The sequence below is a fragment of the Silvimonas terrae genome (assembly GCF_014202765.1).
Taxonomy (GTDB): Bacteria; Pseudomonadota; Gammaproteobacteria; order Burkholderiales; family Chitinibacteraceae; genus Silvimonas; species Silvimonas terrae.
In genome coordinates this window covers 295,588-310,763 of sequence record NZ_JACHHN010000001.1, presented here as the reverse complement: position 1 = coordinate 310,763, position 15,176 = coordinate 295,588, and the positions used below count along the sequence as shown (strand labels likewise).

General features: G+C 58.7%; 14 protein-coding genes. 7 read left to right on the top strand and 7 right to left on the bottom strand.

From position 1 onward, the window contains the following. The first annotated feature begins 28 nt into the window (after nucleotides 1-28). The 5 genes from HNQ50_RS01280 (at nucleotide 29) to HNQ50_RS01260 (ending at nucleotide 4,215) form a co-directional block, all read left to right on the top strand. Entirely contained in the window at nucleotides 29-1,216 is a 1,188-nt protein-coding gene (locus tag HNQ50_RS01280) for an HlyD family secretion protein (protein ID WP_184096762.1), read from the top strand. A 15-nt stretch (nucleotides 1,217-1,231) separates the two neighbouring features. Further along, nucleotides 1,232-2,773: a DHA2 family efflux MFS transporter permease subunit gene (locus tag HNQ50_RS01275; protein ID WP_184096759.1), complete on the top strand. Its 1,542-nt coding sequence runs from the start codon at nucleotides 1,232-1,234 to the stop codon at nucleotides 2,771-2,773. Between the two features lie 144 nt (nucleotides 2,774-2,917). Then, nucleotides 2,918-3,403 carry an arsinothricin resistance N-acetyltransferase ArsN1 family B gene (locus HNQ50_RS01270; RefSeq protein WP_184096757.1) on the top strand — a complete coding sequence of 162 codons (486 nt, stop codon included), beginning with the start codon at nucleotides 2,918-2,920 and terminating at the stop codon, nucleotides 3,401-3,403. Nucleotides 3,404-3,541: 138 nt separating this feature from the next. Next, nucleotides 3,542-3,796, top strand: coding sequence for a type II toxin-antitoxin system Phd/YefM family antitoxin (locus HNQ50_RS01265; RefSeq protein ID WP_184096755.1), 255 nt, complete (start codon nucleotides 3,542-3,544; stop codon nucleotides 3,794-3,796). Further along, nucleotides 3,793-4,215 (top strand): type II toxin-antitoxin system VapC family toxin, encoded by a 423-nt coding sequence (locus HNQ50_RS01260; protein ID WP_184096753.1) that lies wholly within the window; start codon nucleotides 3,793-3,795, stop codon nucleotides 4,213-4,215. Before HNQ50_RS01265 ends, HNQ50_RS01260 begins: the two co-directional genes overlap by 4 nt. Here HNQ50_RS01260 and HNQ50_RS01255 read toward each other — a convergent pair. Further along, on the bottom strand, nucleotides 4,212-5,207 hold the full coding sequence (locus tag HNQ50_RS01255; protein ID WP_308419115.1) for a transporter: 996 nt from the start codon (nucleotides 5,205-5,207) through the stop codon (nucleotides 4,212-4,214). The two genes, HNQ50_RS01260 and HNQ50_RS01255, sit on opposite strands and share 4 nt — an antisense overlap. 208 nt (nucleotides 5,208-5,415) lie before the next feature. On the opposite strand from HNQ50_RS01255, the gene HNQ50_RS01250 reads away from it, so the two are divergent. Together HNQ50_RS01250 and HNQ50_RS01245 are read left to right on the top strand one after the other, a co-directional pair. After that, the gene (locus tag HNQ50_RS01250) at nucleotides 5,416-5,955 is read left to right on the top strand and encodes a methyltransferase family protein (RefSeq protein ID WP_184096749.1); all 540 of its coding nucleotides are present in this window, start codon (nucleotides 5,416-5,418) and stop codon (nucleotides 5,953-5,955) included. A 47-nt stretch (nucleotides 5,956-6,002) separates the two neighbouring features. After that, complete coding sequence (locus tag HNQ50_RS01245; protein WP_184096747.1) at nucleotides 6,003-6,308, top strand: high-potential iron-sulfur protein; 306 nt, start codon at nucleotides 6,003-6,005, stop codon at nucleotides 6,306-6,308. Nucleotides 6,309-6,403: 95 nt separating this feature from the next. Here the strand turns inward: HNQ50_RS01245 and HNQ50_RS01240 are convergent, their stop codons facing one another. From HNQ50_RS01240 to HNQ50_RS01215, 6 genes are all read right to left on the bottom strand, one after another. Further along, nucleotides 6,404-8,014 (bottom strand): methyl-accepting chemotaxis protein, encoded by a 1,611-nt coding sequence (locus HNQ50_RS01240; RefSeq protein WP_184096745.1) that lies wholly within the window; start codon nucleotides 8,012-8,014, stop codon nucleotides 6,404-6,406. Nucleotides 8,015-8,347: 333 nt separating this feature from the next. Then, nucleotides 8,348-10,714 (bottom strand): penicillin-binding protein 1A, encoded by a 2,367-nt coding sequence (locus HNQ50_RS01235; RefSeq protein WP_184096743.1) that lies wholly within the window; start codon nucleotides 10,712-10,714, stop codon nucleotides 8,348-8,350. 121 nt (nucleotides 10,715-10,835) lie between these two features. Continuing rightward, nucleotides 10,836-11,039: a hypothetical protein gene (locus HNQ50_RS01230; RefSeq protein WP_184096741.1), complete on the bottom strand. Its 204-nt coding sequence runs from the start codon at nucleotides 11,037-11,039 to the stop codon at nucleotides 10,836-10,838. 448 nt (nucleotides 11,040-11,487) lie between these two features. Further along, on the bottom strand, nucleotides 11,488-12,900 hold the full coding sequence (locus HNQ50_RS01225; RefSeq protein WP_184096739.1) for a dihydrolipoyl dehydrogenase: 1,413 nt from the start codon (nucleotides 12,898-12,900) through the stop codon (nucleotides 11,488-11,490). A gap of 161 nt (nucleotides 12,901-13,061) precedes the next feature. Then, a complete protein-coding gene (locus tag HNQ50_RS01220) occupies nucleotides 13,062-13,790 on the bottom strand; it encodes a glutathione peroxidase (protein ID WP_184096737.1) in 729 nt (242 codons plus the stop codon). A 250-nt stretch (nucleotides 13,791-14,040) separates the two neighbouring features. Beyond that, complete coding sequence (locus HNQ50_RS01215; RefSeq protein ID WP_184096735.1) at nucleotides 14,041-14,865, bottom strand: alpha/beta hydrolase; 825 nt, start codon at nucleotides 14,863-14,865, stop codon at nucleotides 14,041-14,043. Between the last annotated feature and the right edge of the window lie 311 nt (nucleotides 14,866-15,176).

Genomic DNA, 15,176 nt, shown 5'->3' with positions numbered 1-15,176 from the left:
TTCAAGATACAAGAGATAAGGGATAGACATGAGCACCGAAACCAACGCCGCTGCCGCACCCAGCGCAGAGCGCCCTTCCCGCCGCAAGTTCCTGTTGCGACTGGCCTTGGCCGTATTCATCCTGGCCATGCTGGCCTGGGCGGTCTGGTACTTTATGGTGGGTCGCTGGAATGAAGACACCGACGATGCCTATGTACAAGGCAACGTCGTCCAGATTACCCCGCAGATTCCAGGCACCGTCGTCAGCATTGGCGCGGAAAACGGCTCCCTGGTTAAAGCCGGCCAGACCCTGGTAGAACTGGACCCGAGCGATGCCCACGTCGGCCTGCAACAAGCCAAGGCCAATCTGGCCAGCACCGTGCGTAAAGTGCGTGGCCTCTTTAGCAATGTGAACAGCCTGCAAGCCGAACTGGCCGCCCAGCAAACCGCGCTGGACAAGGCCAAGGCCGACTTCGAGCGCCGTCAGCAACTGGTGAAAACCGGTGCTATCAGTGCTGAAGAACTGGCCCATGCTCGCGATGCCCTGGCTGCCGCACAAAGCACCGTGGCTTCGTCGCAAGGTCAGTTGACGTCCAGCAAGGTCCTGGTAGAAGACACCGTCGTGGCCTCGCACCCGGATGTAGAAGCCGCTGCCGCCAAGCTGCGCTCGGCCTATCTGGATGACGTGCGCACCACCATGGTTGCACCGGTATCCGGTTATGTGGCGCAACGTAGCGTGCAACTGGGTCAGCGCATCCAGCCAGGTACGCCGCTGATGGCCGTGGTGCCGCTGGAGCAGGTCTGGGTTGAAGCCAACTTCAAGGAAACCCAGTTGCGTCATATGCGCATTGGTCAGCCGGTGACCCTCAAAGCCGACCTTTACGGCGGTAGCGTGGAATACCACGGCAAGATCGATAGCCTGGGTGTCGGTACGGGCAGCGCGTTCAGCCTGATTCCGGCCCAGAACGCCACCGGCAACTGGATCAAGATTGTGCAGCGCGTACCCGTGCGCATTACGCTGGACGCTGCTGAAGTACAAAAGAACCCGCTGCGCATTGGTTTGTCGATGAGCGCAGATGTCAGCCTGCACGACCAGTCCGGCCCGGCGCTGACGCAAACCGTCGCGACCCACCCGCTGTTCACCACGGACGTCTACAAGCAGCAATTGTCTGCGGCTGACCAACTGATCAAGGACATCATCCACACCAACCTGGCTTCCGGCCAGGGCAAGAAGTAAGGCGGGGTCGCGAGGATGAATCATCCTTCGTTCCGCCCGCCCAATCTGACGCTGGCCACCATCGGTTTGTGTCTGGCCACCTTTATGCAGGTGCTGGACACCACCATTGCCAACGTTTCGCTGCCGACCATTGCCGGTAACCTGGGGGTGAGCTCGGACCAGAGCGCGTGGGTGATCACGTCGTTTGCGGTCAGCAACGCCATTGCGTTGCCGCTCACGGGTTTTCTGGTGCGCCGCTACGGTGAAACCCGTCTGTTTGTGCTGGCCACGCTGTTGTTCTCGCTGGCCTCCTTGCTGTGCGGTGTTGCGCAGAGCATGGGTGTGCTGGTGGGGTTCCGGGCGCTGCAAGGCGCGGTGGCCGGCCCGATGTACCCGATCACCCAGTCACTGTTGATCTCCATCTATCCAGCCAATAAACGAGGACAGGCGCTCGCGTTGCTGGCGATGATCACGGTGGTCGCCCCGATTGCCGGCCCGATTCTGGGCGGCTGGATCACCGACAACTATTCCTGGCCGTGGATTTTCTTTATCAACGTGCCGATCGGGATTTTTGCCTCGTGGGTCGTTGCCAACCAGATGAAGGGCCGCCCGGAAAAACTCGAAAAGCCCAAGATGGACTACGTGGGCCTGATCACGCTGGTGATCGGTGTGGGCGCGCTGCAAGTGCTGCTGGATAAGGGCAATGATCTGGACTGGTTTGAGTCTTCCTTCATTGTCGTGCTGGGCATCATTGCGGCCGTCTCGCTGACCGTGTTCCTGATCTGGGAGATGACGGACAAAGACCCGATTGTGAACTTGCGGCTGTTCCGTCACCGCAACTTTGCCGCCGGAACGGTCACACTCACGCTGGGTTACGCCGGGTTCTTTGGCATGAGCCTGTTGCTGCCACTGTGGCTGCAAACCCAGTTGCACTACACCTCGGTCTGGGCTGGCCTTGCCACTGCGCCGATTGGCGTGCTGCCTGTGGTGCTGACGCCGTTTGTGGGCAAATACGCGCCACGGTTCGATCTGCGCGTGCTGGCCTCGTTCTCGTTCATTGTGCTGGCTGCCACGTCGTTTATGCGGGCTGCCTTCACCATTGACGTGGACTTTGCCTCTGTGGCGCTGGTGCAGTTGCTGATGGGCCTGGGTGTGGCGTTCTACTTCATGCCGGTGCTGTCGATTGTGCTGTCGGACCTGCATCCGCATGAAATCTCGGCGGGTTCTGGTCTGGCGACCTTTCTGCGGACCCTGGGCGGCAGCTTTGCGGCCTCGCTCACCACCTGGATCTGGCAGCACCGCGCCATTGAACATCATGCGCGCCTGACCGAGCATATCTCCGTCTATGACCCCGCTACGCAACACGCCATTACCCAGTTTGGTCAGGGCAGCCTGGCGCGGGCGGCCACGGTCATGGATCAACTGGTGCAAGGGCAAGCATTGATGATGTCGACCATCGACTACTTCAATATGCTTGGCTGGCTGTTCCTGGGGCTGATTGCGGTGGTGTTCTTTGCCAAGCCGCCGTTTGCGCCCAAGGGCGGCGGTGCCAGTGCGGCAGCGGCGGGTGGTCACTGAACATCCCGCTGCTATGCGTTACCCCACAAAGGCCCCTCCGGGGCCTTTGTTTTTGCACTATGCCCACTGCGGAAACACCCAAGACGCGGGGCCGGCAGCGCTCAGGTAAAGTCCTCTTTATCTGCCCACCATGTTGCCCACGCTATGCATATCCGCCCCGTACACATCAGCGACGCCCAGGCCATTTGCGATATCTACAACCACTACGTCATCAATACCGCCATCAGCTTTGAGCAACACCCGGTGACAGCGGAAGACATGGCCAGGCGGATTACCGAGATCAGCAGCCAATACCCGTGGCTGGTTGCCGAAACCGACACGGGCGTGGTGGGTTATGCCTACGCCACCGGTTGGCGCGGTCGTCCAGCCTATCGGCACACCGTAGAGAGCACTATTTATCTGCGCGCTGATACCCTGCGTGGAGGAATAGGCAAACCGCTCTACACCGCGTTGCTTGATGAACTACGTGCACGCCAGTTTCACGCCGTGGTCGGTTGCATTGCGCTCCCCAATCCGGCCAGTGTGGCGTTCCACGAGCGCTGCGGGTTCCGCAAGGTGGCGCACTTCTCTGAAGTAGGCCGCAAGTTTGAGCAATGGCTGGATGCCGGCTTCTGGGAAGTGCGGCTTTAGCCGCCGGTGCGCGCTCTGGCTGCCTCTGTATGCTGCATGCCAGCGGCGGTTGACCAGATTGCCGGTCTCAAATCGATTGCTCACCCCGGCCCAATGTAGTAACGTAACTACATTTATTTATTGCATGGAATCAAAACCATGGCGATCACCACGCTTTCCAGCCGCGAACTCAATCAAGATATCGGGCACGCCAAGAAGGCTGCGCGCAATGGTCCTGTTTTTATTACGGATCGCGGTAAGCCCGCACATGTGTTGCTCAGTTTTGAGGACTATCAAAAGCTGGTCCATCAACGCCGGAACATTGCTGATGCGCTGGCCATGCCAGGTATTGCCGATATCGACTTTGAGCCCCCTCGCGCAGAGATCATTATCCGCCCGGCAGAATTTGAATGATGTACGTGCTTGATACCAATGTGGTCTCCGAGTTGCGTAAAGTCCGGGCTGGCAAGGCAGATGCGGCAGTCAGCAGATGGGTCAACACCGTTGATGCAGCCTCCCTGTTCATCTCTGCGATTACCATCATGGAGCTGCAAACCGGTGTATTGCGGGTAGAGCGCCGTGACCCCAGCCAAGGCGCCCTGTTGCGCACATGGCTTGATCACCATGTCTTGCCAGAGTTCTCGGGACGCGTGCTCCCTATCGATACTGCCGTCGCATTGCGCTGCTCACGGCTGCATGTACCTGATCCCCGTTCGGAACGCGATGCGTTAATCGCCGCGACTGCGCTCGTTCATGGCATGACTGTGGTCACGCGTAACCTTGCAGACTTTGTGCCTACCGGCGTCCCGCTACTCAACCCGTGGAACACCTAACCGCGCCATTTGTGCCAGGCCCACCACCCCGCCGCCGCAGTCAGCGCGGCCACCAGCGAGACCACAATCCAGAAGCCGTTGGCGTGCTGCGCCAGCGGTACGCCGCCGACGTTCATCCCCAGCAAACCGGCGACAATATTGAACGGCAAAGCCAGCACGGTGACGATGGTCAGCATGAACAGGCTGCGGTTGTCCTGTTCATTCATGTGTGAGGCAATTTCTTCCTGCAAGAGCTTGATGCGTTCATGCAGTGCGGTCAGGTCTGACAAGACGGCGCTGAATTCTTCGGTGGACTCACGCAGGTCATCGATATCTTCCTGGGCAATCCATTCTGGCGGCCGGTTCAGCAAACGGAACAGCGCTGCGGGCTCTGGCGCCAGCAGCCGTTGCAACCGGACCAGTACACGGCGCAAGCTACCCAGATTGACGCGGCGACGCTCCAGCCGGTCCGCCAGCAACCGGTCTTCGATGCGGTCCACTTCTTCGGCCGAGTCCCGCACAATTTGCTCCAGCACCCCGGCTTGCAGGCTCAGCAAGCGCACCAGCAATTCCACCGGCGAGCGCATGCGGGCACCGGTACGCACGGCCTCCCGCAGCCGGTCTATCGACCTGAGCGGCCGGCTGCGCGCGCTGACGACCATGCGGCAATCCAGACACAGCCAGAGCGTGGAAATCTCTGCGGCATCAAACGAGAAATCAAACAGCACATCATTGAGCACGGCCTGGAGCGTTTCGCCTTCCAGTTCCACCCGGGAAGAACGCGATGAGGTATTGAGCGCATGCATGAAAGACGCCGGCAATGGCAGGTGGCTCAGCCAGCGTTCTGTGGCGGCCATGGCCACATTGAAGTGCAGCCACACAAAGCCAGGCTGGCGTTCGGGCAGCGCCAGCCACGCCCGGGCATCGTCAGCAGAAATGGCCGTCGCGCCATCCTGGTTGAACAAAAAGCCGCACACCAGCCCCGTTGAATCCGCTCCGTAACTACCCGGCACATTCCGCTCCATCGCCCTGCCCTTATATCTTGTTGGTTGGCTACGCTAACGCGGCTTTGTGACACCTTTGTTGCAGTCTCTTTACTACCCGACGGGGCATTGCCGTTGGCATAACGCAAGCCCATAATCTGACCCCGGCACCTTTTGCATCCAAATCTACAATCACAGCAAAACGGGCGCGCAAAGCGCCCAGGTGGACGGAGGCTTCATGATCGAACATATATTGGCCTGGCATGGACTGGGCTGGCTGTTCTGGGCATTGTGGTGGGCATTTGTGGCGCGTGGCATTCATCAGGCGCAACCGTTGCAACCGCCGTTATCCCGACTGATCCAGGTCTTGCTGATTTTTTTCGGATTTGTACTGCTTAACCAGTACGACGGCAGTGAGAACCTCTGGGAGCAAAGCCTGTCTTTGCTCTTGCTGATCAGCGGCCTGGCGGGCATGGTGCAATCGCGCCGGGTACTGGGTGCGGCGTTTACGGATCGCAGCGGTCAACTCGATCCGGGTCCCCTGGCCACCTGCGGTATTTACCGGCGCGTGCGGCATCCCTTGTGCACTTTCTTTGTACTGGCCTTTTGCGGCACCGCGCTGGCACATGGCTGGCAAGCGCTGTGGACAACCATTCCGGTACTGGCTGCGTTTGTCTGGAAAGCCCGCCAGGAAGAAAACACCCTGCAGGCGCGTTATGGTACACGCTGGACCGATTACAGCAGTCACACGGCGCGCATGTTGCCGGGTATCTGGTGAACCGGGCGCCAGCGCCCTTTCACCCCCTTCTGTTGCAGGAGTACCGCATGAGTAGCCGTCGTACCTTCCTTTTTAAGACTTTGCCTGCCGCAGGCGTGGCGCTGGCCCTGGGGCGGCATGCATTCGCCGCCGACCCGGAACTGAGCGAGTCTGATCCGGACGCCATCAAACTGGCCTACGCCGCCGATGCCAGCAAGGTCGACAAGACCAAAAACCCGGCGTGGGCGACCGGTCAGCGTTGCGATACCTGTGAACTCTTCAACGCGCCAGACGGCGGCGAGCTGGGTTCCTGTAGTTTGGTCAAAGGCAAACTGGTACGCGCTGCCGGTTGGTGCAACCAGTATGTGCCGTGACCAGACACACTGAACATACGTGCTGAACAGACACAAAAAAAGCAGCCCGCAGGCTGCTTTTTTTTGGCCGGGATACGTCCACCCCACTCCGTCGATCAAAGCCGGTATTGCGCGGTTTCCCGCTCCATATCCTGCGCCAGCCGGCCCAGGTTACGCGCAGCCTCGCTGGTGTTGCCCGCAATGGCGCTGTTTTCGTCGGTCATTTGCGCGATCCGTTCAACCTGCTGCGCAATGTTGGAGCTGGCCTGAGATTGCTCGCGCAGGGCCCCGGAGATATCACTGACCATTTCCACCGTGCGGCCAGCGTGTTCGCCAATCTGCTCAATCACGGAACGGGCCTGGCCGGCTTGTTCTACGCCGGAATGCACCAGTTGCACTGCTTCATTCATGCCGGTCACCGTGCGCTGGGCGCTCTCACCCACGGCAGTAATGATCTGGCTGATTTCCGAGGTGGATTGCGCAGTGCGTTCGGCCAGTTTGCGGACCTCGTCCGCCACCACCGCAAAACCACGCCCCGTTTCGCCTGCCCGGGCGGCCTCAATGGCCGCGTTCAGTGCCAGCAGATTGGTCTGCTCTGCCACATCCCGGATTACCCGCACCACGGATGAAATCTGTTGCGTTTGCTGTTCCAGTTGCGTCAGCCGCTCTGCGGCGACACCCACGCCTTCGGCAATGCGGTTGATCTCGTCTGCGGTGCGGCCAATGATATTGCGGCCTTGCGTCACCAGCTTGCCAGACTCGGTAGAGAGGTTCTGCGCTTCGCTGGCACGGTCAGAGACGTGATTGATACTGACCGTCATTTCTTCAATGGAAGCCGCCATGCTGGCGGTAGCTTCACTTTGCTCGGCAGCGGCACGGGCGACCTGTTCGCTGGCATCCGACAACTGACTGGCAGAACTGGCCACACTGTTGGTGGCGCTCTTCAGTTGCGTCAGGCTGCCCTGCACCTTGTCTTGCAGCTTGTTGAAGGCCCGGATGGTCACGCCCACTTCATCACGCCCGCTGCCAGAGACACGAGTGCGAAAATCAAGCTGCGTTTCCACTGCTTCAATACCATTGCGCATGGCACTGAGCGGCAGGGTCACTGAACGGTAGATCAAGACAGACAAAATGACCGCGCCCAGCAGCACCGCAATACTCAAACCAATCAACATGTAGAGCGCAGAGTGGAATGTCTCTTCAGCGCGATCGCTAGAGCGGGTACCCAGCAGGCTATTGTATTTGGCGTGTTCGGCAAATGCGTTGGTCACTTTAAGCTGATCGTCATAGGAGGACTGCATCAGCGCAATGGCTTCAGGTTCACTGGCCGCTTTGGACAAAGCCAGCATTTTGTTCTGGACGGTTTCGTAATTTGCGTATGCGGCGACGTCGGCATCCAGCAGGGATTTATCCTGATCATCAGAAATCAGCGTCTTGTATTTATCCAGGCCGTCATGCACTTGTTGCGACTGATCCGCAATTTTTTGTTCCAGCTTGGCTTTTTCTTCCGGTGACTTGATCACCAGATGGCGAAATACCGATACCCGCATGCGCTGGTAGTTTTCAGATGCATTGCGAATATCGTTAATGCTGGGAATGATGTCGGTGTTGAGCTCTTCAACCCGGGAATGCATCCGGTCCAGTTGCCAGATACCTGTAAGCAGAATCACCACGAGGCCAGTGATGAACAGGCCGATCAAAAGCAGAAGTCGTTTGCCGATAGACATGATGCGCCAGTACCCTGATTATTATCGAATCGAACGCGAGTCTTTAAAACGCTCGCACTCCCATATATTCAAACATCATAGTGTGGCTCCGGGTAAGCCCACTGGCGCGGAAAGACTTTTCTTGTATTGTCTTTAAAGACTGTATTTGCCTCATTGGCAAGGGCTTGCGCAATCATTTCACCGTTCATTATTCCGATGAACGGTAAATAAATCTGCAAAAGAAAAAGGCACATGAAAGCTTGAATGCTTCCTGTGCCCTTTTTTCAACGACCAGACTTTCATTAACGGAAATAACCCACCGTTAAATAATTAGCTGCGTCAATTATCTCAGCCTTAATTCTTGAAAAGGTCGATCACTTTTTGCCGGTCATTATTATCGTCGGCATTGGGTGAACTGGCATCGGCCTGATCGGGCTCATCGGCATTACCCGCACCCAGATCAATCCCCGCCACAAAACCATTGCCAGGCGTCATATTGTCAAAATACAACTCGCCTTCAATATTGACGACGTTATCCGGCATCGGCATCTGGGATTCAGGCACGCCTTGCAGCGCTTTGCCCATGAACGACACCCACAGCGGCAGTGCCAGTTGCGCGCCAAACTCACGGCTACCCAGAGATTTGGGCTGGTCGTAACCCAGCCAGGTTACCGCGACCAGATTGCGCTGGTAGCCCGCAAACCAGCCATCCACAGCGTCGTTGGTGGTCCCCGTTTTGCCGGCAAGGTCAGAGCGACCCAGCACATTACTGCCCGCGCCGGTGCCGCGTTGTGCCACGGTTTGCAGCAGGCTGTTCATGATGTAGGCATTGCGCGCGTCAATGACACGCGGTGCATCCTTGCCCGCCGCAATCGGCTTGAAGCGGGACAACAGCGTGCCGCGCGCGTCGTGGACTTCGCTGATCAGCCACGGATTGACGCGATAGCCGCCGTTGGCAAACACCGCATAGCCGTTCACTAACTGGATTGGCGTGACCGCACCCGCGCCCAGCGCCATCGGCAGATACGCCGGGTTCTTGGCCGCATCAAAACCAAAGCGGGTGATGTACTGCTGCGCGTAGCCGGTGCCAATAAAATTGAGCGTACGCACCGCAACCAGGTTTTTGGATTTCTGCAAGCCACGACGCAGCGTGATGGGGCCTTCTGGCTCGTCATCATCCTTCGGTGACCAAGGGTCCTGCCCTGGCGAGGTTGGCGCCAGGGTAAACGCCGCATCGTTCACCAGCGTGGCCGGGCCGACGCCTTTTTCCAGCGCCGCCGAGTAGATAAACGGCTTGAAGGTGGAACCCGGCTGGCGCCACGCCTGTGTCACATGGTTGAACTTGCTGCCATCAGCCTCAAAACCGCCGACCAGCGCCTTGATGGCACCGTTATCCGGGGCAATGGCGACCAGTGCGCCTTCAACCTGCGGCAGCTGCGTAACCTGCCAGTTATCTTTGGCATCCTTGCTGATGCGGATGATCGAGCCCGGATGAATACCGTTTTTGGCATTGGGTTTGAGCGCGGAAGCGGCAAACTTGAGGCCGTCGCCACTGATGGTGATCGTCTCACCCGAAGATGGGATTACCGTCACCGACTTGGGACCGGCGGCGGTGACTACCGCGGCAATCAGTTCATCGTTATCCGGGTGCTGGGCCAAAGCATCGTCAATAGCGTCTTGCAGGGCATCCGGATCAACCGGGATCTCGATGTTGCCTTCCGGGCCGCGATAGCCGTGGCGACGATCGTAATCCATCACCCCGGCCCGCACGGCCTTGTAGGCGGCAGTCTGGTCGACCGAGTTCACCGTGGTGTAAACGCTAAAGCCCTTGGTATACGCGTCTTCCTTGTACTGGCCATAGAGCGACTGGCGCACCATTTCCGCAATGTATTCACCATGCACAGCAAACTGGCCGCTGGATGCTTCCACCACGTGCAACGGCGCCTTGACGGCTTCGTCGTACTGTTCTTGCGTGATGTACTTGAGTTCATACATACGCTTGAGGATGTATTCCTGGCGAATCTTGGCGCGCTTGAAGTTCACTACCGGATTGTAGGCAGACGGCGCCTTGGGCAGGCCGGCCAGCATGGCCGCTTCCGGCAGGGTAATGTCTTTGAGGTCTTTGCCAAAGTACACGCGCTCTGCACTGGCAAAGCCATAGGCGCGCTGACCCAGGAAAATCTGGTTCATGTACAACTCAAGAATCTGGTCTTTGCTCAGCGCGGCTTCAATTTTGTACGCCAGCAACATCTCGTAAATCTTGCGGGAGTACGTCTTGTCGCGGGAGAGGAAGAAATTGCGCGCGACCTGCATGGTAATGGTACTGGCGCCTTGCGCCGCCCCTCCGTGCACCAGGTCGGCCACACCTGCGCGGGCAATGCCGACAAAGTCCACACCGCCATGTTCGTAAAAGCGGTAGTCCTCAATGGCCAGCACCGCTTTTTTCATGACATCCGGGATATCCTGGAATTTGACGATGCTGCGACGCTCTTCGCCAAACTCGCCAATCAGCACCTTGTCTTCGGTGTAGACGCGCAGCGGCACCTTGGGCTGGAAGTTGGTCAGTGCATCCAGATCAGGCAGCTTGGGGCCCATCAGCAGCACCACGTAGGCCACGCCCAGTACAACCAGGACGGCAATCGCAGCAATAAAGCCAACGAGGATCAGCAGAATACTGCCGCGCGCACGCTGCGCACTTTTCTTGTTCTGGGCGGGGTTCATGAGGTGATCCGGTCCAACCTTCAGGTACAAAGGCTCAGATGATACCGGTGTCGGGTGCTTGTTGTAATGTCAGCCTTCATTGCGCAATGCGGCAAGCGTACCCACCTGCCCCCTTCAGCACTCAATGGCGCAGCGCTGGCGCGTGTTCCAGACTCAGCCACAGCGCATCTTCATCCTGCTCCGGAAAGGGCCTTTCGACATCTGGCAGCGCCTTGCGGCCTGGCGTCACCCATTCGCGCTGGGCGTACAGGCCGGACATATTGCCCAGCACCGACGCGGCCATCAGCAGATTCAGGGACTGGAATGATTTAGACGGGATACGCATGATGCCCTCCTTGCCGGCGCATGGATGCGACGGCTCACACCAGCATGGCAGCAACCGGATCACCACACGATCAGCCCACGCCGGGTATACCTGTCAGCCTGAGCCGGACACATGCATTTGTCATTATGGTGCGATCAAAGGCAAGGTGCGGGTCTGGCCCGCATCGTAGCCCGGATGGAGGCCGCAGGCCGGGTTGGCGGCATCGGCAAAGCGGCTGATCTTGCTTGTGGGTGCGGTCCCCCACTGCAACTGCCATCTGTGGCATTCAGCCGCTGTGTGGGGGCACCCACCGAGGGATGAAAACAGGCGCCAAAGCGCCTGTTTCAAGGGTGGAAGAGTTATCGGTGTATCAGCATCGTAGCCCGGATGGAGGCCACAGGCCGGGAATCCGGGGTGGCGGCATGGGCAAAAACAAAGCTGCTTCAAGGGTGGAAGAGTTATCGGTATATCAGTTGGTGGTGAGCTTGGCAGCCACATCCCGCAACGCGGTGCGCAAGCCCTCTTCCACCACCGGGTGGTAGAACGGCATGTCCAGCATTTGCGCTATCGTCAGTTGCTGCTGTACCGCCCAGGCCAGCAAGTGAGCGATGTTTTCGGCACGCGGGCCAATCCACTCTGCGCCCAGCAAGCGGCCGGTTTGCCGGTCTGCGTAGACGTGCATCAGCCCCTTGTTGCGCAACATGACGCGGCTGCGGCCCTGGTCTTCAAAGCTCACTTCACCTGTCACAAAACTGCCCGGGATCAGGTCTGCAAAGCGCTTGCCGACCATCGCAATTTGCGGGTCAGAGAACACCACGGCAATCGTGGCACGGCGCAGGCCGGGATTCACCTGCGGCCAGGTGGCCGCGTTGGTACCAGCGGTTTTGCCTTCGTCAGCGGCTTCATGCAGCAGCGGCAAGAAATTATTGGCGTCCCCCGCAATAAAGATGGGTGACGTGCCACATTGGGTGGTATCGGCATTAAAGAGTGGTACGCCGCGTTCATCCAGCGCCAGACCAGTGTTTTCCAGCCCCAGACCACGCACGTTGGGCGTACGGCCAGTGGCCGCCAGCACATAGTCAAAGGTCTCGGTCACGCTCTCGCCATTGGCAACGCGGAAGGTAATGACCGCCTTGTCACCATTGCGCCCCATATGCTCAATCTGCGCATCCGGGTTAAAAGCAAACTCGCTCTGGAACACGCTTTTGGCATAGTCACGCACTTGCGGGTCAGTCAGCGGACCCACGCCGCCACGCACACCAAAGAGGCGTACCTTCACCCCAAGGCGGGACAACGCCTGGCCCAGTTCCAGACCAATGACACCGGGACCAAAGACGGCCACGCTGTGCGGCAGCGTATCCCAGTTGAACACATCGTCATTGACGACCAGACGATCACCAAAGACCTTGAAGGGCTCTGGAATGGCCGGGCTGGAACCGCTGGCGATCACCACGCGGGTGGCCTGGACCAGGGTCTGTTCGCCGCCATCAAACCCCACTTGCAAGGTGGTGTTATCTACAAAACGGGCAAAACCAGCCAGCTTGTGTTCCGCCGGAATGCCGTCCACGCTCTTGACCACAAAACCCACAAAGCGGTCACGCTCGCGCTTGACGCGGTCCATCACTTCGCGACCATCAATGCGGATTTCGCCATCAATGTGTACGCCAAACGCGGCGGTGTGGCGCGCTTCGTGGGCGGCCTCGGCGGCGGCAATCAGCAGTTTGGAGGGCATGCAACCCACGCGGGCGCAGGTGGTACCGTACGGGCCGCCTTCAATCAGCAAAGCGCGTTTGCCATTGGCAATGGCTGCACGGTAAGCGGCAAGGCCCGCGGTGCCAGCACCGATGATTGCAACGTCGGTAGTAATGATCTGATTGGTCATGACGGGCCCCTTGTTTTGATTGACTCACTGATCTGAGTGCGCGATTTCAGCGCGCAGACCACACCGCACGGCGCAAAGTCATGCGCTGTGGTCTGCAAACTGGAAGGGAAAAACGGGCGGTGCGACGACCGCCCGTTCAGAGAGAGACTGACCTGAACAACTTAAGCAGCGACGAACTTCGTCACTTCTTCCGAACCGCCAATCAGCTTGCCGTTCACGAACACTTGCGGCGCGGTCATGGTGCCGGAGATGGCGCCCAGCACCTTGCCACGGACCTTGTTATCCAGCGGCACTTCAACAAAGTCGTAGCCCGCAGCGGTCAGTTGTTCCTTGGCCTTGGCGCAGAAAGAGCAACCTACCTTGGAGAACACCACGACCTGATCCGGCTTTTTGGCAGTCGGGGCAATGTGGTTGAGCATGGTGTCGGCGTCCGACACTTCAAACGGATCGCCTTCTTTTTCCGGCTCGATGAACATCTTTTGCACCACGCCGTCTTTCACCAGCATGGAATAGCGCCAGCTGCGCTTGCCGAAACCCAGGTTGGCCTTGTCAACCAGTTGGCCCATGCCTTCGGTGAACTCACCGTTGCCGTCCGGCACCATCACGATGTTTTGCGCTTCTTGATCCTTGGCCCATTCGTTCATGACAAAGGTATCGTTCACGGACACACACAGAATGCTGTCAACGCCGTGTGCACGGAAAACCGGTGCTAGTTCGTTGTAACGCGGCAGGTGGGTGGAAGAACACGTTGGGGTGAACGCGCCCGGCAGCGAGAACAGCACCACGGTCTTGCCTTTGAACAGATCGTCGGTGGTCACGTTTTTCCATTCGTTGTTTTCACGAACACGGAAAGTGACGTTGGGAACGCGTTGGCCTTCACGAGATTGCATAGTGGTTACTCCGGTCGGTTGTGTTGTTTGATGCGATGGGTGGAGTATGCCGATGCCCGATTGATTGATCCAATTTATTGTTACAAACAAATCGATAGAAAATATCGATCATCAATCAGTCATAGCGTATTGCTATCTACCTATCGCCGCCCCAATTCAATGAACCAGTGTGACAACACGCGCGCCGCCGGAGTGCCAGACATAAGCACACTTGCCGCCGGAACAAAGCGGCTTGTGGCAAGGCGTCCATTCAGCGCTGAATAGAACCAGACGTCCTTGCAGGCAAGGTGGTCAGCCAGGTGAGCAGTGCGGCCAGCACTTCCTGGCGGTAAGGCTCGGGTTCGTTAAAGAGTTCGTGATAAAGCGCCGGGAACTCGTGCAACGTCACCATGCCAGCGGGAGCGGCGGCCGCAAAGTCGCGGCTGCCGGCTGGGTCTACCAGTTCATCATCGCCGGCCACCAGCAACAGCGTGGGCACCGCCAGATCGTGTACCTCTGCCAGGACACGGTTGCCCGTGCCCAGCAGAAAATGCGCCAGCCGGGGCGTCATGCGGGCATGGCGTAACGGGTCAAGCAGGAAGGCCTGCCCTACCGCGGGATCGTGCGAGAGTTTGTGATTGGGAAACTTGCGGCGCATGGGCATGCGCGGCACGGTACGCGCCAGCGCCCAGGCCAGCACATGTAGCGGTTTGCCCAGCCAGGTGCGCAGCGCGGGTGAGCTGAGGATCAATCCGGAGGGTTGCACCCATTGGCCGGTGACCGCCGCCGCCGCAACCAGGCCACCCATGCTGTGACCCAGTAACAAGGGCTTGAAACCCAGTTCCGCTTCATATGCGTTGTACTGCGTACGCAGATCATCCAGCAACATATTGGCGTGCAACAAAGAACCGCGCGCGCCTGGACTGTTGCCGTGACCATAGTGGTCGTAAATGCGCACGGCAAAGCCATGCTGGTTGAACCAGCGCGCAACATGTTCATAACGCCCACCATGCTCGCCCAGACCGTGGGCAATCATGATGGCTTTACGGGCATTGGCCACCGGCCAGTTGTACTGGTAGAGCGTATGTGGGGTCATGCGGTGATTGTAGCCAAACGGCCCCGCTGCACGTAAGCCGGATGAAGCTTGCGCCAACCAGAAAGCCCAGGGCACAACAGATGGCCGTTAGTGCGGAACAGGCGTGAATCCGGGCGAGCCCTATCGGCAAGTTCTTGCGGGCATGGCTGCCCCGGATTCCCGCCAACGGCCATCCGTAGTGTTCAGCCTCGTTGTGGGGGCACCCACCCAGGGGCGCGCTTCATCCGGGCTGCTAACACGCTAACTCAGCAATGGTGGATTGTCGCTACCGCTCCGAATCCACCCTGCAAGTGCACAAGGAATGATAGGGG

Excerpts from the sequence above, each read along its gene's own strand:
- HNQ50_RS01280 (WP_184096762.1), top strand. The coding sequence starts at position 29 with ATGAGCACCGAAACCAACGCCGCTGCCGCACCCAGCGCAGAGCGCCCT.
- HNQ50_RS01275 (WP_184096759.1), top strand. The coding sequence starts at position 1,232 with ATGAATCATCCTTCGTTCCGCCCGCCCAATCTGACGCTGGCCACCATC.
- HNQ50_RS01270 (WP_184096757.1), top strand. The coding sequence starts at position 2,918 with ATGCATATCCGCCCCGTACACATCAGCGACGCCCAGGCCATTTGCGAT.
- HNQ50_RS01265 (WP_184096755.1), top strand. The coding sequence starts at position 3,542 with ATGGCGATCACCACGCTTTCCAGCCGCGAACTCAATCAAGATATCGGG.
- HNQ50_RS01260 (WP_184096753.1), top strand. The coding sequence starts at position 3,793 with ATGATGTACGTGCTTGATACCAATGTGGTCTCCGAGTTGCGTAAAGTC.
- HNQ50_RS01250 (WP_184096749.1), top strand. The coding sequence starts at position 5,416 with ATGATCGAACATATATTGGCCTGGCATGGACTGGGCTGGCTGTTCTGG.
- HNQ50_RS01245 (WP_184096747.1), top strand. The coding sequence starts at position 6,003 with ATGAGTAGCCGTCGTACCTTCCTTTTTAAGACTTTGCCTGCCGCAGGC.
- HNQ50_RS01240 (WP_184096745.1), bottom strand. The coding sequence starts at position 8,014 with ATGTCTATCGGCAAACGACTTCTGCTTTTGATCGGCCTGTTCATCACT.
- HNQ50_RS01235 (WP_184096743.1), bottom strand. The coding sequence starts at position 10,714 with ATGAACCCCGCCCAGAACAAGAAAAGTGCGCAGCGTGCGCGCGGCAGT.
- HNQ50_RS01230 (WP_184096741.1), bottom strand. The coding sequence starts at position 11,039 with ATGCGTATCCCGTCTAAATCATTCCAGTCCCTGAATCTGCTGATGGCC.
- HNQ50_RS01225 (WP_184096739.1), bottom strand. The coding sequence starts at position 12,900 with ATGACCAATCAGATCATTACTACCGACGTTGCAATCATCGGTGCTGGC.
- HNQ50_RS01220 (WP_184096737.1), bottom strand. The coding sequence starts at position 13,790 with ATGCAATCTCGTGAAGGCCAACGCGTTCCCAACGTCACTTTCCGTGTT.
- HNQ50_RS01215 (WP_184096735.1), bottom strand. The coding sequence starts at position 14,865 with ATGACCCCACATACGCTCTACCAGTACAACTGGCCGGTGGCCAATGCC.